This window comes from Nocardioides sambongensis (assembly GCF_006494815.1).
Taxonomy (GTDB): Bacteria; Actinomycetota; Actinomycetes; order Propionibacteriales; family Nocardioidaceae; genus Nocardioides; species Nocardioides sambongensis.
In genome coordinates this window covers 2,076,445-2,096,969 of the sequence record NZ_CP041091.1, presented here as the reverse complement: position 1 = coordinate 2,096,969, position 20,525 = coordinate 2,076,445, and the positions used below count along the sequence as shown (strand labels likewise).

General features: G+C 72.8%; 19 protein-coding genes and 1 pseudogene. 13 read left to right on the top strand and 7 right to left on the bottom strand.

All coding sequences use genetic code 11. From position 1 onward, the window contains the following. Window positions 1-76: 76 nt before the first annotated feature. Window positions 77-460 (top strand): SHOCT domain-containing protein, encoded by a 384-nt coding sequence (locus FIV43_RS09800; protein ID WP_141013983.1) that lies wholly within the window; start codon window positions 77-79, stop codon window positions 458-460. Window positions 461-566: 106 nt separating this feature from the next. Here the strand turns inward: FIV43_RS09800 and FIV43_RS09795 are convergent, their stop codons facing one another. Further along, window positions 567-2,252, bottom strand: coding sequence for a SulP family inorganic anion transporter (locus FIV43_RS09795; protein WP_196781029.1), 1,686 nt, complete (start codon window positions 2,250-2,252; stop codon window positions 567-569). 181 nt (window positions 2,253-2,433) lie between these two features. Between FIV43_RS09795 and FIV43_RS09790 the strand changes: the two genes are divergently transcribed. The 5 genes from FIV43_RS09790 (at window position 2,434) to FIV43_RS09770 (ending at window position 7,677) form a co-directional block, all read left to right on the top strand. Further along, entirely contained in the window at window positions 2,434-3,498 is a 1,065-nt protein-coding gene (locus FIV43_RS09790) for a DUF389 domain-containing protein (protein ID WP_141013981.1), read from the top strand. Window positions 3,499-3,562: 64 nt separating this feature from the next. After that, on the top strand, window positions 3,563-5,659 hold the full coding sequence (locus FIV43_RS09785) for a phage holin family protein (protein WP_141013980.1): 2,097 nt from the start codon (window positions 3,563-3,565) through the stop codon (window positions 5,657-5,659). After that, a complete protein-coding gene (locus tag FIV43_RS09780) occupies window positions 5,656-6,285 on the top strand; it encodes a potassium channel family protein (protein ID WP_196781028.1) in 630 nt (209 codons plus the stop codon). Before FIV43_RS09785 ends, FIV43_RS09780 begins: the two co-directional genes overlap by 4 nt. Further along, the gene (locus tag FIV43_RS09775; RefSeq protein WP_141013979.1) at window positions 6,282-7,385 is read left to right on the top strand and encodes an AI-2E family transporter; all 1,104 of its coding nucleotides are present in this window, start codon (window positions 6,282-6,284) and stop codon (window positions 7,383-7,385) included. Before FIV43_RS09780 ends, FIV43_RS09775 begins: the two co-directional genes overlap by 4 nt. Continuing rightward, window positions 7,360-7,677, top strand: coding sequence for a GNAT family N-acetyltransferase (locus tag FIV43_RS09770; RefSeq protein ID WP_141015855.1), 318 nt, complete (start codon window positions 7,360-7,362; stop codon window positions 7,675-7,677). Before FIV43_RS09775 ends, FIV43_RS09770 begins: the two co-directional genes overlap by 26 nt. Before the next feature lie 45 nt (window positions 7,678-7,722). Here FIV43_RS09770 and cls read toward each other — a convergent pair whose 3' ends face one another. Further along, a complete protein-coding gene (cls, locus tag FIV43_RS09765; protein ID WP_141013978.1) occupies window positions 7,723-9,195 on the bottom strand; it encodes a cardiolipin synthase in 1,473 nt (490 codons plus the stop codon). Between the two features lie 68 nt (window positions 9,196-9,263). Between cls and FIV43_RS20955 the strand changes: the two genes are divergently transcribed. Both FIV43_RS20955 and FIV43_RS20950 read left to right on the top strand, forming a co-directional pair. Next, window positions 9,264-9,740, top strand: coding sequence for a hypothetical protein (locus tag FIV43_RS20955; RefSeq protein WP_181407744.1), 477 nt, complete (start codon window positions 9,264-9,266; stop codon window positions 9,738-9,740). After that, the gene (locus FIV43_RS20950) at window positions 9,737-10,258 is read left to right on the top strand and encodes an RDD family protein (RefSeq protein WP_181407743.1); all 522 of its coding nucleotides are present in this window, start codon (window positions 9,737-9,739) and stop codon (window positions 10,256-10,258) included. The genes FIV43_RS20955 and FIV43_RS20950 overlap by 4 nt, the downstream gene beginning before the upstream one ends. A gap of 9 nt (window positions 10,259-10,267) precedes the next feature. Here the strand turns inward: FIV43_RS20950 and FIV43_RS09755 are convergent. Continuing rightward, window positions 10,268-11,139 (bottom strand): annotated as a pseudogene (locus FIV43_RS09755) (2-hydroxyacid dehydrogenase). Window positions 11,140-11,358: 219 nt separating this feature from the next. Then, complete coding sequence (locus FIV43_RS09750; protein WP_141013976.1) at window positions 11,359-12,696, bottom strand: FAD-dependent oxidoreductase; 1,338 nt, start codon at window positions 12,694-12,696, stop codon at window positions 11,359-11,361. A 99-nt stretch (window positions 12,697-12,795) separates the two neighbouring features. Here FIV43_RS09750 and FIV43_RS09745 point away from each other — a divergent pair, with 99 nt between their 5' ends. Both FIV43_RS09745 and FIV43_RS09740 read left to right on the top strand, forming a co-directional pair. Next, window positions 12,796-13,728 (top strand): LysR family transcriptional regulator, encoded by a 933-nt coding sequence (locus tag FIV43_RS09745; protein WP_141013975.1) that lies wholly within the window; start codon window positions 12,796-12,798, stop codon window positions 13,726-13,728. A gap of 34 nt (window positions 13,729-13,762) precedes the next feature. Then, on the top strand, window positions 13,763-15,151 hold the full coding sequence (locus FIV43_RS09740) for an NAD(P)/FAD-dependent oxidoreductase (RefSeq protein ID WP_141013974.1): 1,389 nt from the start codon (window positions 13,763-13,765) through the stop codon (window positions 15,149-15,151). 30 nt (window positions 15,152-15,181) lie between these two features. Here FIV43_RS09740 and FIV43_RS09735 read toward each other — a convergent pair whose 3' ends face one another. Genes FIV43_RS09735 through FIV43_RS09725 form a run of 3 tightly spaced genes read right to left on the bottom strand, consistent with a single transcriptional unit; the run spans window position 15,182 to window position 16,607 of the window. Further along, window positions 15,182-15,502: a DUF202 domain-containing protein gene (locus tag FIV43_RS09735; protein WP_141013973.1), complete on the bottom strand. Its 321-nt coding sequence runs from the start codon at window positions 15,500-15,502 to the stop codon at window positions 15,182-15,184. A 17-nt stretch (window positions 15,503-15,519) separates the two neighbouring features. Beyond that, window positions 15,520-15,879, bottom strand: coding sequence for a YidH family protein (locus FIV43_RS09730; protein WP_141013972.1), 360 nt, complete (start codon window positions 15,877-15,879; stop codon window positions 15,520-15,522). After that, window positions 15,876-16,607, bottom strand: coding sequence for a TetR/AcrR family transcriptional regulator (locus FIV43_RS09725; protein ID WP_141013971.1), 732 nt, complete (start codon window positions 16,605-16,607; stop codon window positions 15,876-15,878). The genes FIV43_RS09730 and FIV43_RS09725 overlap by 4 nt, the downstream gene beginning before the upstream one ends. Before the next feature lie 141 nt (window positions 16,608-16,748). On the opposite strand from FIV43_RS09725, the gene FIV43_RS09720 reads away from it, so the two are divergent. From FIV43_RS09720 to FIV43_RS09710, 3 genes are read left to right on the top strand one after another with little or no spacing between them, the layout of a single operon-like run. Continuing rightward, window positions 16,749-18,218, top strand: coding sequence for a flavin-containing monooxygenase (locus tag FIV43_RS09720; RefSeq protein WP_231123894.1), 1,470 nt, complete (start codon window positions 16,749-16,751; stop codon window positions 18,216-18,218). After that, complete coding sequence (locus tag FIV43_RS09715) at window positions 18,215-19,900, top strand: GMC oxidoreductase (protein ID WP_141013969.1); 1,686 nt, start codon at window positions 18,215-18,217, stop codon at window positions 19,898-19,900. Before FIV43_RS09720 ends, FIV43_RS09715 begins: the two co-directional genes overlap by 4 nt. Before the next feature lie 16 nt (window positions 19,901-19,916). Further along, entirely contained in the window at window positions 19,917-20,447 is a 531-nt protein-coding gene (locus FIV43_RS09710) for a DUF4334 domain-containing protein (RefSeq protein ID WP_141013968.1), read from the top strand. The last annotated feature ends 78 nt before the right edge of the window (window positions 20,448-20,525 follow it).

The following is a 20,525-nucleotide window of genomic DNA, read 5'->3' as shown; positions in this document are numbered from 1 at the left end:
CGGTTCGCCGGACGCCACGGGACACCGAGCCGGACCCACTGTCCAACGCGGCGCCGGGGCCACTAGGTTGTGCGCCATGGATAGCTTCTGGGACTTCTTCTGGTTCACCATCTCCTTCTTCCTCCTGATGGCCTACTTGGTCGTCCTGTTCCAGATCGTGGGTGACCTCTTCCGGGACCACGCCACGAGCGGCTGGAAGAAGGCCGTCTGGGTCTTCTTCCTGATCGTGCTGCCGCTGCTGACCGCGCTGATCTACCTGATCGCGCGCGGCAAGGGCATGACCGAGCGGACCATCGCCTCGGCCCAGGCCGCCCAGGCGGACGCCGAGAGCTACATCCGCACCGTCTCCGCCGGTGCCGGCTCGCCCGCCGACGAGATCGCCCGGGCGAAGAGCCTGCTCGACGCCGGTGCGATCGACCAGGCCGAGTTCGACGCCCTCAAGGCCAAGGCGCTCTCCTGACTTTTCCCCCATCGGGTTCACGACCCCGTCCGACCACGTCGGGCGGGGTCGTGCCCTTTCCAGGGCAGGTCCCCGGATCGTTCCCACCGCCGCAGCCGGCGGCCGATCAGTCGTCGGCGGCGGCCGCGATCTGGGCCAGGCCGTCGGCGTGGGCGCGGCGGGTGGCATCGCCGAGCCACTCGCTGCCGCGATAGACGTGCTCGGGGCCGAGTCGCTCCAGCAGGCCGGCGGCGGTGAGCTGGTGGTCCACGGTCTCCGACCCGATCACCACCTTGAGGGTGGCCCGCTCCGCGGTCAGCGCGTCCGCGTAGCGGCGCAGCACGTCGATCACGGAGAGCCCCACGTGGTCGATCCCGCGCAACCGGAGCACCACCACCGCCCCCTCGCTGGCCGACGTCACGATCGGGAGCATCGCCTCGAAGCCGGGAGCGGAGGCGAAGAAGAGCTGTCCGGTCGGCTGCAGCACCAGCACCTCCCGACCCGGTACGACGCCGGGCGGGTCGACCTCGCGCACCCGGCGCCCGTCCGGCACCAGCGCCCGCAACGTCAGCCGGTTGGACTGCTCGGCAACGAACAGCACGATCGCCAGGCCGACCCCGATCAGCACCGAGTACTGCAGCGGGACGACCAGGGTGAGCACCAGGGTCACCCCCATCACCGCCGTCTGCAACGGGCCGCTGCGGTAGACGTCGACCACCCTGGTCGGTTTGATCGAGCCGAGGCCAACCACGATCAGCAGGGCGGCCAGCGCGGGCATCGCCACCCGGCCGACGACGTCCCCGAGCAGCAGGATCACCGCGGCCATCACCGCCGCGGAGAAGACCAGTGACCAACGGGTCCGGGCGCCGGCGGACTGGACCAGGGCGGTGGCCGACATCGAGCCGCCGACCGGCATCCCGCGGAAGACGCCGGCGACGATGTTGCCGACGCCCTGGCCGATGAAGTCGCGGGAGGGGTCGGAGCGCGAGCCGTCGGGGTTCGGCACGCCGGTGGAGACCGCGGCGCCCTGGACCAGCCCGACGAAGGCCAATGACAGCGCCGGCACCAGCAGGTGCAGCAGCTCGCCGAGCTCGGGCAGGACCGGCGTCGGCAGGCTGGAGGGGATCTCGGCCAGTCCACTGACCAGCGGCACCTCCCAGCCGGTGGCCTCCAGGGGGACCACCAGCGCCGACCCCACCACGATGGCGACGACCATCCCCATCGACTTCAGCCGGGTCCGGTTGAGCAGCACGATCCCGCCGACGGTGACGCAGCCGACCGCGAAGGCGGCCGGGTCGATCCGCCACGGATGGAGCACCAGGTCGAGGGCGCGCAGCACGCGGTTGGCGCCCTCGGCGTCGTACCCGGTGAAGTTGGCGAGCTGTCCCAGGACGATGTTGATGCCGACGGCGGTGACGAAGCCGGTCATCACGGCCGTCGGCACGAAGCGCAGCAGCGTGCCGCCGCGGAGGAGGCCGGCGACGACCATCACCACGCCGGTCAGCATGGCGAGGGTGAACAGGGCGCGGTCCGGGTCGCCGCCGGAGGACAGGTCGGTGTCGGCCACCACCAGCGCCATCGCGCCGGTCGCCTGGACCGCCATCAGGCTGGTGCTGGTGAAGGCGGCCGCTCCGAGCATCCCGAACAGGTAGCCGTAGAGCCCGGAGATCGGGTTCACCCCGGCCAGCAGGCCGCTCGCCAGGCCGTCGGGCACGCTCTCCACGCCGAGGACGAGGCCGGCGTTGGCGTCGCTGCGGGTCGGCCGGGGGACGCGGCGCAGGCCGGGAATCCTGGGCAGGGAGGGCAGTCGCACGTCGCCGCCTCCTGCCTCTCCGAGCCCCGGTCGTGCGGTCGCGGCCGCACCCGACGCGAGCACCGTAGCGCGACCGGACACGGCGCACCGCGCGGGTCGTGCGGCAGGCAGCGCGAGCAGTCGTGCGAGCGGCTGCGCGCGTCGCTCGTCGGTCCGGGTGCGGGGACAGCAGAATGCAGCCATGAACAGGTGGTCCGCTGCGATTCGGGTCAACGGCAGCGACGTCGAGCGGATCTCCGACCGGCTCTTCCTCGCCCGGGGCGACCGGTGGCGCAACCACACCGCGTTCTGGGTGCTGCTGACCCTCTCGGCGGTGATCGCCGCCGCCGGCGTGGTGGCCCAGTCCACCGCGACCGTGATCGGCGCGATGATCGTCGCGCCGCTGATGACCCCGATCCTGGGCACGGCGTTGGCGATCGTCCTCGCCGACCGCCACGCGGTGGCCCGCAGCATCGCCCTGACGGTGGGTGCGTCGGCGGCGGTCGTCGCGATCGGCTACCTGGTCGGGCTCACCATCCAGCTCGACGTCGTCGCGGACACGAACTCGGAGGTGGCCGCGCGGGTCAGTCCGAAGCTGATCGACCTGGTCGCCGCGATCGCCACCGGCCTGGTGGGTGCCTTCGCGGTGGTCCGCTCCGACGTCTCCGACACCCTGCCGGGGGTCGCGATCGCGATCTCCCTGGTGCCGCCGCTGGCCGTGGTCGGGCTGACCGCGGAGTCCGGTGCCTACGACCAGTCGATGGGTGCCCTGCTGCTCTTCGGCACCAACGTCGCGGCGATCATCGCGACCGGGACGGCCGTGCTGCTGGCCGCCCGGGTGCGGGCGTCCGCGCCACTGGTCGGCATCCGGGTCGACCGGCTGCGGGGGCGCAGCCTGGTCACCGTGGCCGCCTCCCTGCTGCTGGTCGCCGCGCCGCTGGCGGGCGGCAGCCTCAGCGTGGCCCGGGAGCAGGCGGCGATCGCCCGCGCCGAGCCGGTCGCCTCCGCATGGGCGGAGGAGCGCGGCTGGGAGGTCACCGACGTCTACCTGCGCGGCGGCACGCTGCACGTGGTCACCCTCGGGCTGCGCCCGCAGTCGAGCGAGCTGGGCGTCCAGGAGCTGCGCGGACGCCTCGACGAGGCCGGGCTGGACGGCCTGGACGTGGAGCTCACCCTGGTCGTGGGCGGGTCGGAGACCGCCACCGCGGAGGATGAGGGCGGGTCCGGGGCCGGCGAGGTGACCGGTGCGGGGAGCCCCGCGGGGTGACGGCCGGCAGGCGCCGTCCGCGCGGTTGCGCCCCAGCGCGCCCGGAGTGCGAGAAGGTGTCAGCGTGAACAGCAACGGAGCACCGGCGCGGCGTGGCCGCTGGCGCTGGGGCGACCTGGTGCGGATGCTCCTCACCTGGGGCTCCAGCGCGACCGCGCTCGGCGTGGCCGCCGCGCTGCTTCCGGGACTGAGCGCGACCAGCCTCTGGGCATGGGCGGCGGCAGCCGTCGCGGCCGGTGTGGTCGGCGCGCTGCTGCGTCCCGCACTGATCTGGGTCGGCGCCGCGGTCGGCTGGGTCGGCGTCCTGGTCATCGCACTGATCGGCCAGGGCGTGGTGATGCAGGCCGCGCTGTGGCTGGTGCCGGGGATCACCGTCGCGTCGTTCGCCACCTCCGTCGCCGCGGCGTGGACCTCGGCGCTGGTCGGGACGCTCTTCGGGTGGTTGTTCACCGCCGGCACCGCCGAGTCGATGGTGTCCACGCTGATCGGCCGCAAGGGCCGTCGGCCGGGGGCACCGCCCACCGTGCCCGACGGGTTGACCGGGATCCTCTTCGTCCAGCTCGACGGCGTGCCGGCGCCGACCCTGCAGTGGGCGCTGGAGGCCGGGCTGATGCCCACCGTGCGGCGACTGGTCGGGGAGACCCACCTGGTCCGCGAGTGGACCGTGCAGCTGCCCTGCACCACCCCGGCCAGCCAGCTGGGCATCCTGCACGGCACCTCCGAGGGGGTGCCGGCCTTCCGCTGGTACGACCGCGAGCTCGGCCGGGTGCTGGTGGCGAACCGAGCCGGGGACGCCCGGATCATCGAGGAGAGGGTCTCCGACGGCCGTGGGCTGCTCGCCGACGACGGCGCCTCGATCTCGAACCTCTTCTCCGGCGACGCCGACCACTGCGCGATGGTCTTCAGCCGGGTCCAGATCGGCCGCGGCCGCTTCGCCACCCGCCGCGCACTGGCCCGCTTCGTGGTCCACCCGGACGGCCTGGCGCGCAGCATCGGGCGGGTGGCGGTCGAGATCAGCCGGGAGCGCTTCCAGTCCCGACGCCAAGTGGCACGCGATGTCCGCCCGCGGGTCGAGCGCCCGTGGATGTTCACCGGGCTGCGGGCCGCCACCAACGGCCTGCTCCGCGACGTCAACCTGGCCGCCGTCGCCGCCGAGCTCCGATCGGGCCGGCGCTCGGTCTACGTCGACTTCGTCGACTACGACGAGGTCGCCCACCACGCCGGCCCGATGCGGTTGGAGGCGCTCGCCGTGCTCACCGAGCTCGACGAGGTGGTGGCGATGCTCGAGCAGATCGCCGCGGCGGCGCCCCGCGACTACGAGATCGTGCTCCTCTCCGACCACGGCCAGTCGCTCGGCACCCCCTTCCGCCACCTGTACGGCGAGGACGCGGGCGCCGTGTGCCGCAGCCTGATGCACGAGCGGGCGAGCTGGGAGGGCGAGGCGGTCGAGGGCTTGGGCCGGGTGGCCGGACTCGCCGACGAGGCGGCCGGGACGGACTCGTTCACCGGGTTGGCCGCGGGCCGGGTCGCGCGCCGGATCAACCGGCGCACCGGCATCCTCGATCCCGCCGCGGCCGAGGCGCCGGACCGGCCCGAGCACCTCGGTGAGCCGGTGGTGCTCGGCTCCGGCAGCCTCGGGCTGCTCTACGCGGGCGGCCCGGACCGTCTCGACCTGGCCGAACTCGGCGAGCGCTGGCCCGAGCTGGTGCCCGGGCTCGCCGAGCACCCGGGGATCGGGCTGGTCGCCGGCCTCGGGCCGGACGGCACGCCCTGGGGCATCGGTGCGGAAGGGCGGATCTCCCTGGACACCGGGGAGGTGACGGGGGTGGATCCGTTGGCGTCGTACCCGGCCCATGCGCGGCGGGTGCTGCGCGAGGCGCTCGCCGGGCCGGCCGCCCCCGACCTCTACCTGATCGGTGGCTACGATCCGAGCACCCGGGAGGTCATCGCGTTCGAGGACCTGGCCGGATCGCACGGCGGTCTGGGCGGCTGGCAGGACCGCGGCGTGCTGGTGGCGCCGAGGGCGCTGTCGGCGTCGATCGGCGACGCGCCGATCGACGGAGCAGCGGCCCTGCACCACATCCTGGTCGCGATGCTGGAACAGTTGGGCCACCGCACCACGCTGCGCGGCGGTGCGCGGAGACAGGAGGAAGCGGGTTGAGCGAGTCGCAGGCGACGTCCGAGATCGATCCCCAGCCCTCGCGGATGCCCTGGATCCGGGTCCTGATCAGCCTGGTCGGGGTGCTGGTCGCCTACTACGCGGCCCCGGTCGAGTTCACCGGGACCAACCTGATCGGACCCGCGGCCGTGACCCTGGTCGGCGTCGGGTTGCTCACCGGCGCGATCGTCGGTCAGCTGCGCCGGCACTGGTTCACCGACAGCGAGGTCCGACTCCCGCTGCTGGTCACCCTGGCACTGCTGGTGGTCGCCGTCTTCGCCTACGGCTACTTCGCGCTGGAGACGGTCCGCCCCGGCCAGATGGCCGACCTGGAGACCCGCACCGACTCGCTCTACTTCACCCTGCAGGTGCTGACCACGGTCGGACTGGGCGACGTCCATGCCGTCGGTCAGACCGCCCGGGCGATGGTGTCCCTGCAGATGGCCTTCGACCTGGTCTTCGTCGCCGCCGGCGGATCGCTGCTGGCGAGCGTCATCCGCAGCCGGATGAACGAGGCGCACACCGCGCGCTCGGAGACCGCCGCGCAGGCCGCGAGCGCGCGCCCGAGCACCACGCCCACCGACAGCCCCACCCCGTCTCCCGCTGAGCCCCCGAAGGAGCAGGCATGAGCCAACCCACCCCCACCCCGGTGACCACAGCCCTGCCACGCGGCGTGATCATCCTGGTCGGCATGGCCGCCGCGGTGGTGACCGTCGCCGGCGTCAAGGCCGTCTCCGGGATCATCGGGCCGGTCTTCCTGGCCCTCATGCTGGCCGTTGCCGCTGACCCGCTGCGCACCTGGGCCACCCGTCGCGGCCTGCCACGCTGGGCCGGCACCATCCTGGCGCTGGTCGTCGTCTACGTGGGACTGCTCGCGCTCTGCGGCTCGCTGGTCATCGCCCTGGCCCGCTTCGCCGCCCTGGTGCCCGAGTACCAGGCCGAGCTCGGCCGCGTGCTGGCCGACGTGCAGGACCTGCTGAACAAGTTCGGGGTCGGCGACACCCAGGTCGCCACCATGCTCAGCGACTTCGACCTCTCCAAGGTGGGCAGCGTGATCGGCTCCATCCTGGGCGCGATCCTCTCCCTGGCCACCAACATCGGCTTCGTGATCGCACTGGTGCTGTTCATCTGCCTCGACGCCGACCCGTTCGTGCGGCACCTGGAGCGGGTGCGGCCCGACCGGACCGCGTTCACCGACGCGATGGAGTCCTTCGCCAAGGGCACTCGCCGCTACCTGGTGGTCTCGACCGCGTTCGGCCTGGTCGTGGCGGTGATCGACACGACGGTGCTCTGGGCGATGGGCGTCCCGGCCGCGCTGCTGTGGGGCCTGCTCGCGTTCATCACCAACTACATCCCCAACATCGGCTTCATCCTCGGGTTGATCCCGCCGGCCGTGCTGGCCCTGCTCGAGGGCGGCCCCGGCCTGATGCTCGGGGTGATCGCCGCCTACTGCGTGATCAACGTGGTGATCCAATCGATCATCCAGCCCAAGCTGGTCGGTGACGCGGTCGGTATCTCGGCCAGCATCACCTTCCTCTCGCTGGTGGTCTGGGCCTGGATCCTCGGCCCGCTGGGCGCGGTGCTGGCGGTCCCGCTGACGCTGCTGGTCAAGACGCTCTTCGTGGACGTGGATCCCAACGCGCGCTGGGTCTCCGGGCTGATCGGAGCGCCGCTCGACCCGCGCAACCAGCCACCGGAGGAGCCTGAAGCCGAGGGGGCGGCCGGATGAGCGACGCCACCCCGAGGTCACCCACGCCCCCGAGCGCTCCCGCTACGAGGCTCACCTGGGCGGGGAGCTGGCCGGGTTCGCCGAGTACCAGCTGGCCAAGGACCTGATCGTCTTCACCCACACCGAGGTCGATCCGGCGTACGAGGGCAAGGGCGTCGGTGGCGCTCTGGCCCGCGCCGCGCTGGACGACGTCCGGTCGGCGGGGGACCGGGCCGTGATGCCGCTGTGCCCGTTCATCAAGTCCTGGATCGAGCGGCACCCCGACTACGCCGACCTGGTCTACGGCTCCTGACTGCGTCGTGCGGCTCCCGGGCCGCGAGGGCGCCGGGGGCCGGCCTCACTGCAGGGCAGCGGTCAGCCGCATCACGTTGTCGACGTACCGGGTGCGGGCGGGGCGGCCGTCCCACTCGTCGAGGGTGAGCTCCTTCGACAGCGCCCGGTAGTTGTCCTCCACGGCCCGCATCTGGGCGACGACGTTGCGGTCCGGCATCATCAGGGTGACCTCGTAGTTGAGGGCGAAGGAGCGCATGTCCATGTTGCTGGAGCCCACCACGGCCATGTCGTCGTCCACGGTGAAGTGCTTGGCGTGCAGCACGAACGGCGCCGGGTAGAGGTAGATCCGGACCCCCGCCTCGAGCAGCGCTCGGTAGTAGGAGGCCTGGGCGTGCCCGACCATGAACTGGTCGGAGACCTCGCTGACGAAGAGCTCGACCTGCACCCCGCGCTGGGCCGCGGTGGTGACCGCGTAGAGCAGGGACTCGTCGGGCACGAAGTAGGGCGAGGTGAGCGAGATCCGCTCGGTGGCGGCATAGATCAGCGAGGTGAACATCCGCAGGTTGTTCTCGGCGACGATGCCCGGCCCGCTCGGCACCACCTGGCACGGCACGTCGAAGATCTCGTCGTCGCGGGCATCGGGCTCGCCCAGGACCGGCACCAGGTCGACCACCTCGCCGGTCTCGACGTACCAGTCGGAGGCGAAGACCGCGTTCAGCGCGCCCACCACGGGACCCTCGAGGCGGACCATCAGCTCCACCCACTCGCGACCGAGGGCGTGGTTCTTGGGCTTGTTGTAGCCGGGCTCGGTCATGTTCAGCGACCCGGTGAAGCCCACGCTGCCGTCGACCACCAGGATCTTGCGGTGGTTGCGCAGGTCGGGCCGCCGGAAGGTGCCCTTGAGCGGGCGGATCGGCAGCATCGGCCGCCACTGGATCTCGGTCTCCTCCAGCTTCGCCAGCATGTCCTGGTAGCCGGGGATGCCGCGCGACCCGAGGTGGTCGAAGAGCAGCCGTACGTCGACGCCGCGGCCGGTGGCCCGGACCAGCGCCGAGAACAGCGGGTCGGTCACCTCGTCCCACGCGGTGATGTAGAACTCGACGTGGACGTGGGCCTGCGCCCGATCGACCTCGGCCGCCATCTCGCGGATCACGCCGGCGTAGTCGGGCCAGAGCTGGACCTCGTTGCCGCCGGTCAGGGGCAGCGCGCCGAGCCGACGGTTGAGGGCGGACACGGTGCGGTGCGAGGGCGGCAGCGTGCTGTCGTCGAAGGTCAGCGGGAGCGCCTCCGCGCGGGCCCGGATGGTGTCGATCGCCTCGCGCTGACGCTTGACCCTGCGGCTCTCGAGGCGGATCCGGCCGAAGAGCAGGAAGACGATGAAGCCGAGGATCGGCTCCACCAGGATCAGCAGCAGCCAGGCCATCCCCGTCGACGGCTTGCGGTTGCCCGGGATCACTCCCAGTGCGACGATCCGCAGCACGAGCTCGAAGAGGACGAACGCCGAACCGATCGCGGCAACGAGGTTCACGTGATCCATGGCGGACACCCTAGGGGTAGGCGGCGAGGCTCACCCCGCGACGCGGCGGTCCGTGGGAACCTCGGTGCGTGAGCAACGAGAACCCGCCGGGCTTCCTCGGCCGCGCCGTCGGCGCGGTGACCGGTCGCGTGGTGGACGCGGTGCCGCCGGAGGTGATCCTGGACCACGTGGACGTCGACGCCCTGCTCGACCACGTCGACGTGAACCACCTGCTCGACCGGGTGGACGCCAACCGGCTGCTGGACCGGATCGACCCGAACCGCCTGCTGGACCGGATCGACGTCGACCGGCTGCTCGCCCGCGCCGACATCGAGGCGCTGCTCGCCGACGTCGACCTGGAGTCGGTGGTGCGCCGCGCCGGCATCCCCGACATCGTCGCCGAGACCACCGGCACCCTCGCCGGGCGCAGCCTGGACGTGGCACGCCGCCAGGTCGTCGGACTCGATGCCGTGGTCGCCGGACTGGTGAACCGGCTGCTGCGCCGCGAGCCGCTGGAGGATCCGGGTCCGGCGCGGCTGGTCCGACCCGCGGGGTCGGCCCCGTGACCGCGCGCTCGACCGTGACCGGCCGCTACGCCGGACCGGTCAGCAGGGGACTCGGCGCCGCCGCCGACATCGGGTTCGTGGTCGGCTCCTACACCCTCGGCGTCGCCCTGGTCGCCTTTCTCTCCCAGGTGCTCATCCACGCCGACCTCGACGACGTCACCGGGCTCCCGGCGACCCTGCTGCTCCTGGGCTGGGGCGCCCTCTACCTGATGGTCGCCATCGCGATCGCCGGACGCACCGTCGGTCAGGCGCTGGTCGGCCTGAAGGTGGTCGACCGCGAGGGCGACTTCCTGCATGGTCGGCAGGCGGTGCTGTGGGTGCTGATGCTGCCGGTCAGCACGGTGTTCGGCATCGGCCTGGTGCTGATCCTGCTGCGTCGCGACCACCGGGCCCTGCACGACCTGGTCGCGCGGACCGCGGTCGTCTACGACTGGGGCGACCGCCCCGCGGAGCTCCCGGCGCCCCTCTCCGCCTACCTCGGGCAGCGCCGCGAGGTGGACACCGAGCACATCGGGTGAGGTCGGACGTCAGTCCCGCAGCTCCGGGATCGGGGTGAGCAGCGGCCGTCCCTGCATCCAGGCGTCCAGGTTGTCCAGGGTGAGTCGTTCCATCGCGGCCCGGGTGACGCGGGTGCCCGACGCGACGTGGGGGAGCAGTACCACGTCGTCGCGGCCGGTGAGGGCCGCCGGCACGTGCGGCTCGTTGCGGTAGACGTCGAGTCCGGCCCCTCGGATCCGGCCGCTCTCGAGCGCGGAGACCAGGGCGTCCTCGTCGACCACCGACCCCGCGCGATGTTGATCAGCACGCCCTCGGGGCCGAGCGCCTCGAGCACCTCGGCGTCGACCAGGCCTGCGGTGGACGGGCCGCCGGGCACCACCACGATCAGCGAGTCCACCGCCGCCGCGAGCTCGGTCACCGAGGCGGCGTAGGGGTAGCGGGTGCCCGGGATCTCGCGGCGGTTGTGGTAGCGCACGGCCGCCCCGAACGCCTCCAGGCGGGTGGCCACGGCGCGCCCGATCCGACCCATGCCGAGGATGCCGACGGTGCTGCCGGCGATCTGGTCGGTCAGCGGGAAGGGACCGTCGGGCCAGCGGCCGGCGCGCACGAAGCGGTCCGCGGCGACGACCTGGCGGCGCACGGCCAGCAGCAGGGCGAGCGCGGTCTCGGCGACCGCGTCGTCCAGCACGTCCGGTGTGTGGGTGACCTGGACGCCTCGGGGGAGTGCCGTCGCCAGGTCGACGTTGTCGTAGCCGACGCCGTGGTTGGCGACGATGCCGAGCCGGGGCAACGACTCGATCAGCTCGGCTGGGATCCGGCCGCCGTTGGTGCACACGATCGCGGTGATCTCCGCGGCGTGCTCGGCGAGCAGCTCGTCACGTCCCTGCTCCGGCCAGCGCACGGTCCGGTACGACGCCTCGACCGCGGCCGCCAGCGCCGGACTGAGCGGCGGCACCAGGAGCACGGTGCCGTGCTCGGCGCCGTCGGTGGGCCGGGTCGGCGGCTGGGTGTCGGGCTGGGTGTTGGCCTGGGTGTCGGGCTGGACGGTGGGCGGGGCGGACGGCTGGTCGGCGGAGGAGGGTGCTGCGCTCACCCGGCCAACCTACGTGGCCGGGTCACCTCACTCGGCCGGGGTGCCGACCCGCAGCATCTCGGCGCGGTCGCCGACCTTGACCCGGGTCCGGCCCTCCGCCTCGCCGAGCGCGATCTCGTGACGGTCCAGCAGCTCCCAGGAGTCGTGCGTGGCGACCAGCACCCCGCGCTCGGCGAAGTAGGCGTCGACGTCGGCGGTCTCCCGCGAGGTCGCGGTCGGCGAGGTCTCGGCGAGCAGGTGGCCGACGGTCTCGGCCGCGTCGCTCTTGGTGTGTCCGATCAGGCCGACCGGGCCGCGCTTGATCCAGCCGGTCACGTAGGTGCCGGCGATCGGCCGTCCGTCCAGGTCGAGCACCCGGCCGCCGTCGTTGGGGATCACCGCGGCGCGCTCGTCGAACGGGAGGCCGGGAAGGGCGCTGCTGCGGTAGCCGACCGCACGGTAGACGGCCTGCACGTCCCAGTCGGTGATCTCGCCGGTGCCCTCGACGGTGCCGTCGGCGTTCGGGGAGTGGGTCCGCTCGGTGCGCAGCGTGGTGACGCCGTCGGGGCCGCCGAGGATCTCGGTCGGCGCCTCGGCGAAGTGCAGGTGGATCCGGTGCGCCTTGCCCTCCGGGTCCCGGCCCACCCAGTTGGCCAGCGTGTTCAGCACCATCTTCTGGGACTTGTGCTGGGCGATGTGTGCCATCCCGTGCTCGTCCACGTCGAAGCCCTCGGGGTGCACGATCACCTCGACGTTGGGGGAGTGGTTGAGCTCGCGCAGCTCCAGCGGGGAGAACTTCGCGTAGGCCGGGCCGCGGCGGGCGAAGACGTGGACGTCGGTGGTGGTCTTGGCGACCAGGCCGGCGTGCACGTGCGGCGGGATGTCGGTGGTGAGCATCTCCTCGCCGGTCTTGGCGAGCACTCGGGCGATGTCCAGGGCGACGTTGCCGACGCCGATCACCGCGACACTGGGCGCGTCGAGGGGCCAGGTGGTCGGCACGTCCGGGTGGGCGTCGTACCAGGAGACGAAGTCGGCGGCGCCGTAGGAGAGCTCCTCGCCGGGGATGCCGAGGTCGCGGTCGGCCATCGCGCCGGTGGCGACGATCACCGCGTCGTAGAACTCGCGCAGGTCCTCGAGCTTGACGTCCACGCCGAACTCGACGTTGCCGAGGAACCGGACTTCGGGCTTGGCGATCACCCGCTGCAGCGCCTTGATGATCTCCTTGATCCGGGGGTGGTCCGGGGCGACGCCGTAGCGGACCAGGCCGAACGGCGCGGGGAGCCGCTCGATCAGGTCGATCGAGACCGGAGTCTCGGACTTGGTGAGGATGTCGGCCGCGTAGATGCCGGCCGGGCCGCCACCCACGATCGCAACGCGAAGTGTCATGTGCACCAGTCTCCGGAGGCGACCGGGGTGCGCGGAACGAGGACAGCCTTGGCAGGTCACAAACTTGTCTTGTGACAAGGTGGGGGCCACAATGCTGGCATGGCACTGGGCTCCCACGTTCCCGAGCTCCGGGCGCTGGAGCTGCTGGTGACGGTGGCCCGCCTGGGCAGCCTCGGCGCCGCCGCCGCCGAGCTCGGCATCAGCCAGCAGGCGGCCTCCTCCCGGCTGCGGACCATGGAGTCGCTGGTGGGCGAGCCGCTGCTGCACCGGAGCGCGCGCGGCTCGGTGCTCACGCCGACCGGCGAGCTGGTGGTGCAGTGGGCGGGCCGGGTGCTCGAGGCCGCCCACGAGCTCGACGCCGGGATCACCGCGTTGCGCTCGGACCGCCGCGGACACCTGGCCGTGGCGGCCAGCCTGACCATCGCCGAGCACCTGCTGCCGGGGTGGCTGGTGGGGTGGCGGGCCCAGCAGATCCGCTCGGGACGCCAGCCGACCGAGGTCACCATGACCGCCACCAACAGCGACAAGGTGGCCGCGATGGTGGCGGCCGGCGAGGCGGTGCTGGGCTTCGTCGAGGGCCCCGACGCCCCGGGTGGCCTCAGCCGTCGACTGGTCGGCACCGACGAGCTCGTCGTGGTGGTGGGCGCCGACCACCCGTGGGTACGACGTCCGCGGCGCCGGGTCACCATCGAGACGCTGGCCGCGACGCCACTGGTGGTCCGCGAGGCCGGCTCCGGCACCCGCAGCGTGCTGGAGCGCGCGCTGGCCGGACGCCCGCAGGTCGCCCCCGCGCTGGAGCTGTCCAGCACGGCGTCGGTGCGCGCCGCGGTCTCGGCCGGGGCCGGCCCGGCCGCGCTCGGCGCCCGAGCGGTCGGTGAGGACCTGGCGATGGGTCGCTTGGTGCGGATCGAGGTGACCGGCCTCGACCTGACCCGGCGCCTGCACGCGGTGTGGAAGGCTGGCGCCCACCCGCCGGAGGGACCGGCGCGGGACCTGGTCGCCTGGGCGGCGGCCAGCAGCACGCGCAGCTGACCGTCCGGTCCTCGCGCGGGAGCAGGAGACAGGGATGGCACGCAGGGGCTCGCGCGGATGGCCGCACGGCGCGTGGGAGGGCTCGGTGCTGGGCTCGCTGTGGCTCGACACCGCCGACCGGCCGGCGCCGCGGCCGACGCTGACCGAGGACGCCGAGGTCGACCTGCTGGTGGTCGGCGCCGGGTTCACCGGGCTGTGGACGGCGCTGCGCGCGGTGGAGCGCGCGCCGGGCACCACCGTCCTGGTGATCGAGGCCGATCGCATCGCCGAGCACGCGACCGGTCGCAACGGAGGATTCTGCGAGGCATCGCTCACCCACGGCGAGGACAACGGTCGCTCGCGCTGGCCCGCGGACTACGACGAGCTGCACCGGCTCGGAGTGGAGAACCTGGACGCCATCGAGGCGACCGTCGCGCGCTACGACATCGACTGCGGCTTCGCCCGCGGCGGCGCGCTGACCGTCGCCACCAGCGAGCACCAGGTCGGATGGCTGGAGCCGGAGACCGAGGGATTCCTCGACGCCGCCGCGGTCCGGGAGATGGTCGACTCGCCGACCTACCTCGGCGGACGCTTCGAACCCGACGAGACCGCCGTGGTCGACCCGGCGCGGCTGGCCTGGGGGCTCGCCCGTGCCGCCGAGGAGCAGGGGGTGCGGATCGCCGAGCGGACCCGGCTCGAGCGGCTGCGCAGGGAGCGGCGTGGGGTGCTCGCAGAGACCGGCGACGGCGTGCGGATCCGGGCTCGCCGGGTGGCGCTGGCGACCAACGTCTTCCCGGGGCCGCTGCGTCGTACCCGATGGTCGGTGGTGCCGGTCTACGACTACGTCCTGGCCACCGAGCCGCTCTCCGAGGAGCAGTTGGCCGCGATCGGCTGGGATCCGGCGCTCGGCGTCGCCGACGCGGGCAACCAGTTCCACTACTACCGGATCACCCCGGACCGGCGGATCCTCTGGGGCGGCTACGACGCGATCTACCACTTCGGCCGCTCGATCGATCCCGACCACGAGGACCGTCCGGCGACCTACCGACGCCTCGCCGAGCACTTCGCCGCCACCTTCCCGCAGCTCGAGGGCGTCCGGTTCACCCACCGCTGGGCTGGCGTGATCGACACCTCCACGCGCTTCTGTGCCTTCTACGGCACCGCGCACCGCGGCCGCACGGCGTATGCGACCGGCTTCACCGGGCTGGGGGTGGGCGCCTCGCGCTTCGCCGGTGACGTGCTGCTGGACCTGCTCGCCGGTAAGCGCACGGAGCGGACCGGGACCGCGATGGTGCGGCAGCGGGTGGTGCCGTTCCCGCCCGAGCCGCTCGCCTGGATCGGCATCCAGGTCACCCGTTGGTCGCTGGCGCGGGAGGACCGCACCGGGCGTCGCAACCTCTGGCTGCGCGTGCTGGACCGCTTCGGGCTCGGATTCGACTCCTGACCCCGCCCGGCGGACCGGACCGGCCGCGGCTCAGGTCTCGGTCGCGGTGAGGAAGGCCGCGATCTCGGTGGCGCCGATCAGCACGACGGCGACGGCGAGGGCGAGCGGCGCCCGCCCGCCGCGCGGACGCGGTCGCAGGCGGCGCCTGGTGGCGTCCTCGTAGCGGCCCCGGCTCTCCAGGAAGACCCATGCGGAGAGCACGGTGGCGATCCCGAGCGGGCCGACCGCCACCAGGCCCAGCCGCCCGAAGGTGAGCCGGCCCATCACCGCTGCGGCCACCATCAGGGAGAGCGCGGTGCGCTGCCAGGCGAGCGCGGTGCGCTCGTTGGAGAGTCCGGTGTCGGTGACCATGCGCGGGTCGGACCGGATCAGAGGCTGGCGAGGAGGAAGACGATGCCGGCGACCACGAGACCGATCGCGACCAGCACGGCGAAGCCGAAGGACGGCAGCGGTCGCCGCTCCCGGATCGAGCGTTCGGAGAGGGCCCACCGCACCCACGACGCGATGGCCGCGACCATGCCCAGGACGGCCAGCAGGGTGACCAGGACGACCTGCATCCCGCGACTGATGTCGAGGTTCACCACGTCGACGGCGACGGCGGCGGCGAGCAGGGCGAGCGCGGTGCGGATCCAGGCCAGGAACGTGCGCTCGTTGGCGAAGCTGAAGCGGTAGTCGGGCTCCTCGCCCGTCGAGTAGACCCAACCTGGCCACCGGGATCGATCGCTCACGGGTCCACCCTGCCCGATCGGGTCCCGGGCTGCACGGCCGGCCCCGGGTCGGTGGACGCGGGCTGGTCGAGCGGCCGGCCGGTGAGCAGGTCGGAGGCCGGTGCGGAGCCGATCAGGATGGTGAGTGCTCGCTTCCAGCGGCGAGCCACCGCCTGGCGCCGGCCGTCGTCGCCGGTCAGCATCGTGGTCATGGTCAGGCCGGTGACCAGGTCGACGGTGAACTCGACCAGCGTCTCCACCCGCTCGTCGGAGGCGTAGGGCTCGCCGAGGGTCTCCCGGTAGAGGCTGTGCAGCGCCGCGAAGAGGCGGGCCTCCTCGGGCAGCAGCGCGCGGCGCAGGTCCGCGTCGGTGCGGGCGGCCACCCACAGCTCCAGGGCGGCGAAGAAGATCGGACTGGTCAGGTCCCGCAGGATCAGGTCGACCACCGCGTGCATCCGGTCCGCCCCCGGGGAGATCCGCGCGGACTCCGCGCGGAACTGCGCGATCCGCACGTCGACGAGGTGGGAGAGGGCGGCGACGAGCAGGTCCGCGCGGGTGGGGAAGTGGTGCTGGATGGTGCCGCGCGCCAGGCCGGTCCGCTGCTGCACCTCGGAGATCGTGGTCGCCTGGTGACCGCGCTCGAGCAGGCAGTCGGCGGTGGCGGTGAGGATCCGGGCGCGGGTGGCGGTGCTGCGCTCGGCCTGGGTCCTCCGGCGGCGCGGCGCGGGGTGGTCGGCTGCCTCGCTCACTCGCCAACCGTACGAAGTGCCGGGATGTTGGTCAATCCAGGTGTCTCGGTCGCGGCCTTGACGGGAGAGCGAGACCTGCGTCACGCTACAAACCGTACGTATCGACGGTTTGTTCAGACAATTGCTTGTGCGGAGGTGCACGTGACCGGGAGCCCGCGGGTGGTCGTGATCGGAGCCGGGTTCGGTGGACTCGCGGCCGCGGTCGAGCTGCTGCGACGCGGCCACGACGATCTGGTCCTGCTGGAGCGGGCCGACGAGGTCGGCGGGGTGTGGCGGGAGAACACCTACCCCGGCGCCGCCTGCGACGTCCCGTCGCCGTTCTACTCCTACTCCTTCCGGCCCAACCCGCGCTGGCCGCACCGGTTCTCCCGGCAGCCGGCGATCCTGGACTACCTGCGCACCGTCGCCGAGGAGTACGACGTGCGCCGCCGGATCCGGTTCGGTGCCGAGGTGGTGGCGGCCCGCTACGACGAGGACGACCGGATCTGGCGGATCGTGCTCGCCGACGGCGAGGAGATCGAGGCCGATGTGCTGGTCTCCGCGGTCGGTCAGCTCTCCCGGCCCGCCTTCCCGGCCCTCCCCGGTCGTGAGGAGTTCGCCGGGCCCTCGTTCCACTCCGCGCAGTGGCGCCACGACGTGGACCTGTCGGGGCGCCGGGTCGCCGTGGTCGGCACCGGCGCCAGCGCGGTCCAGTTCGTGCCGGCGATCGTGGACCGGGTCGGGCACATGGCGGTCTTCCAGCGCTCGGCGCCCTACCTCCTGCTCCGACCGGACCGGGCGTTCTCCCGGCTTCACCACCGGGTCTTCGAGCGGCTGCCGCTGACCCAACGGGCCGAGCGCGGCGCCTGGTACGGGATGGTCGAGCTGCTCTCCGTCGCCTGGGTGTACTCCCGGCTCGTCGCGCTGGTACTCACCCTCTGCTCGCGCCTGCACATGCGGTGGGGGGCTCGCTCGGCGCCGGGCCTGCTGGACCGGATCTGGCCGGACTACCCGATGGGCTGCAAGCGGGTGCTCTTCTCCAACGACTACGTCCCCGCCCTCGCGCGGCCGCACGTGGACGTGGTCACCGACCCGATCACCCGGATCACGCCGACCGGCGTCGTCGTCACCGGGGAGGACGGCCAGGAGCGCCAGCACGAGGTCGACGTACTCATCTGGGGGACCGGGTTCAAGGCGACCGAGTTCCTGGTCCCGCTGCGGATCACCGGCCGCGACGGCCGCGACCTGCACCAGGAGTGGGCGGACGGCGCGCACGCGTACTTCGGGATGACGGTGCCCGGGTTCCCCGGGCTGCACATCATGTACGGCCCCAACACCAACACCGGCGGCGGGTCGATCGTGTACTTCCTGGAGGTCCAGGCGCGCTACCTGGCCGACCTCGTCGACGAGACGGTACGACGCGGCGCGCCGCTCGACGTGCGCAGCGACGTCGCGCGGAGGCACGACGCACGGATCCAGCGCCAGCTGGCCGACAGCGTGTGGACCCGTTGCGACTCCTGGTACCGGGTCGGTGGCACCGGGCGGATCACCACCAACTGGCCGCTGCTGGGGGCGCAGTACCGCCAGCAGGCCAGGTTCGACGCACGCGACTACGAGGCGGTCTCCCGATGAGCACTTCCGAGCACGACTACGACTACGACGTCCTGGTGATCGGGTCCGGCTTCGGTGGCAGCGTCACCGCCCTGCGGCTGACCGAGAAGGGCTACACCGTCGGCGTGCTGGAGGCCGGCCGGCGGTGGGACGCGACCAACCTGCCGCGCACCAACTGGAACCTCCGCAAGTCGGTCTGGGCTCCCCGGCTGGGGATGACCGGGCCGCAGCGGATCAGCGTGCTCGGCAAGTGCGTGGTGTTCAGCGGCGTCGGGGTCGGCGGCGGCTCGCTGGTCTACGGCAACACGCTCTACGAGCCGCTCCCGGAGTTCTACACCGACCCGGCCTGGGGGCACATCACCGACTGGCGCAGCGAGCTCGCCCCGTACTACGACCAGGCGCGGCGGATGCTCGGCGTCACCACCAACCCGCGGACGGGGCCCAAGGACGACGTACTGCTCGAGATCGCCGAGGACCTCGGGGTCGCGGACACCTTCCACCGCACCGACGTCGGCGTCTTCTTCAACGAGGGCGCGGAGGGCGAGGAGGTGGACGACCCCTACTTCGGCGGCGCCGGCCCGAGGCGCCGCGGGTGCATCCACTGTGCCGAGTGCATGACCGGCTGCAAGCACAACGCGAAGAACACGATGACCACCAACTACCTCCATCTCGCCGAGAGCAACGGCGCCGAGGTGCACGAGCTGACCTCGGTGACCTCGGTGCAGCCGGACGGCCGCGGCGGCTACCGGGTGCACACCGAGCGTCCGGACGCCCTGGTACGCCGCCGGCGCCGCACCTTCACCGCACGGCAGGTCGTCTTCGCGGCGGCCGCGCTGGGCACGCAGCGACTGCTGCACGCGCTGCGCGAGGACGGCTCGCTGCCCGGCCTGTCGGCGCGGCTCGGACACCTGACCCGGAGCAACTCCGAGGCGGTGATCGGGGTGACCGCCCGCGAGCGCGACGACTTCTCGCAGGGCGTGGCGATCAGCTCCTCGATCCATCCCGAGCCGCAGACCCACGTCGAGGTGGTCGGCTACGGCAAGGGCCACAACGCGATGTTCCTGCAGAGCGTGCCGATCGTCGACGGCGGCGCCTTCCGGTTCCTGCGCTTCCTCCTGGCGATCCTCGCGCACCCGCTGCGATTCCTGCGCTCCCAGAACGCCTACCGGGCCTCGGAGCGTTCGGTGATCCTGCTGGTGATGCAGTCCCTGGACAACTCGCTGACCTCGTTCCGGCGCCGCGGCCGGCTGTTGACCCGGCACGGTGACGGGGCGCCCAACCCGGACTGGATCCCGGTCGCCCACGACATCGCCCGACGCTGGGAGGAGAAGGTCGACGGCGTGGCCGGCGGGGTGGTCACCGACGTCTTCAACATCCCGGCGACCGCGCACTACATCGGCGGCTGCACCATCGGTGAGTCCGCCGAGCACGGCGTGATCGACCCTTATCAGCGCGTCTTCGGCCATCCCGGTCTGCACGTCGCCGACGGCAGCGCGGTCACCGCGAACCTGGGCGTCAACCCGTCGCTGACCATCACCGCCCAGGCCGAGCGGGCGATGGCACTGTGGCCCAACAAGGGGGAGCGGGACCCGCGCCCGCCGTTGGGCGACCCCTACCGCCGGATCGACCCGGTCGCGCCGCGCCACCCGGTCGTCCCCGCCTCGGCGCCCGGCGCCCTGCGTCTGCCGATCACACCCGTCTGACCTCCGGAGGAGACCGATGACCCCCACCGAGCACCTCGCCGGCCTCGGCGACGCCTGCACCCGCGAGCAGGCGTGGACGCTCTTCGACCGGCTGCCCGGACTGCGTGCTGTCGAGCTGGGCGGCCGTTGGCGCGGCCGCGAGCTGGCCACCGGGCACCCGATGGACGGCCTGCTCGAGGCCACCGGGTGGTACGGCAAGCAGTTCGACGACGTGGACCACGTCCACCCGCTCCTCTTCGCGACGGCGGGCGGGATCGTGCCGGTCGACCCGCGGTGGGCGCCGATGGGTCTCGCGGGCCGGGTGCCGACGTCGGCGGTGGCCAGGGCGCGTCCTGCGATCGACCTGCTCCGGCCGGTGCTGCGCACCCGCCGGCACCGTGCGCGACTCCGCGAGGTGCACCACCGAGGGGTGGTGACCGCGGCGATGGTCTACGACCACCTGCCCATCATCGACACCTTCCGACGGGTCGACGACGACACGCTGCTCGGCGTGATGGACCTGCGGACGCATCCGGAGCCCTACTTCTTCGTGCTGGAACGGGACTGAGTCCAGGCCGAGGCTCACCACCGGTCGTATCGAAGCGACCGGCCACCGCTGCTGGCTCGTCCCGGCTGGTTCCACCCG

Excerpts from the sequence above, each read along its gene's own strand:
- FIV43_RS09800 (WP_141013983.1), top strand. The coding sequence starts at position 77 with ATGGATAGCTTCTGGGACTTCTTCTGGTTCACCATCTCCTTCTTCCTC.
- FIV43_RS09790 (WP_141013981.1), top strand. The coding sequence starts at position 2,434 with ATGAACAGGTGGTCCGCTGCGATTCGGGTCAACGGCAGCGACGTCGAG.
- FIV43_RS09775 (WP_141013979.1), top strand. The coding sequence starts at position 6,282 with ATGAGCCAACCCACCCCCACCCCGGTGACCACAGCCCTGCCACGCGGC.
- cls (WP_141013978.1), bottom strand. The coding sequence starts at position 9,195 with ATGGATCACGTGAACCTCGTTGCCGCGATCGGTTCGGCGTTCGTCCTC.
- FIV43_RS09750 (WP_141013976.1), bottom strand. The coding sequence starts at position 12,696 with ATGACACTTCGCGTTGCGATCGTGGGTGGCGGCCCGGCCGGCATCTAC.
- FIV43_RS09745 (WP_141013975.1), top strand. The coding sequence starts at position 12,796 with ATGGCACTGGGCTCCCACGTTCCCGAGCTCCGGGCGCTGGAGCTGCTG.
- FIV43_RS09740 (WP_141013974.1), top strand. The coding sequence starts at position 13,763 with ATGGCACGCAGGGGCTCGCGCGGATGGCCGCACGGCGCGTGGGAGGGC.
- FIV43_RS09735 (WP_141013973.1), bottom strand. The coding sequence starts at position 15,502 with ATGGTCACCGACACCGGACTCTCCAACGAGCGCACCGCGCTCGCCTGG.
- FIV43_RS09715 (WP_141013969.1), top strand. The coding sequence starts at position 18,215 with ATGAGCACTTCCGAGCACGACTACGACTACGACGTCCTGGTGATCGGG.
- FIV43_RS09710 (WP_141013968.1), top strand. The coding sequence starts at position 19,917 with ATGACCCCCACCGAGCACCTCGCCGGCCTCGGCGACGCCTGCACCCGC.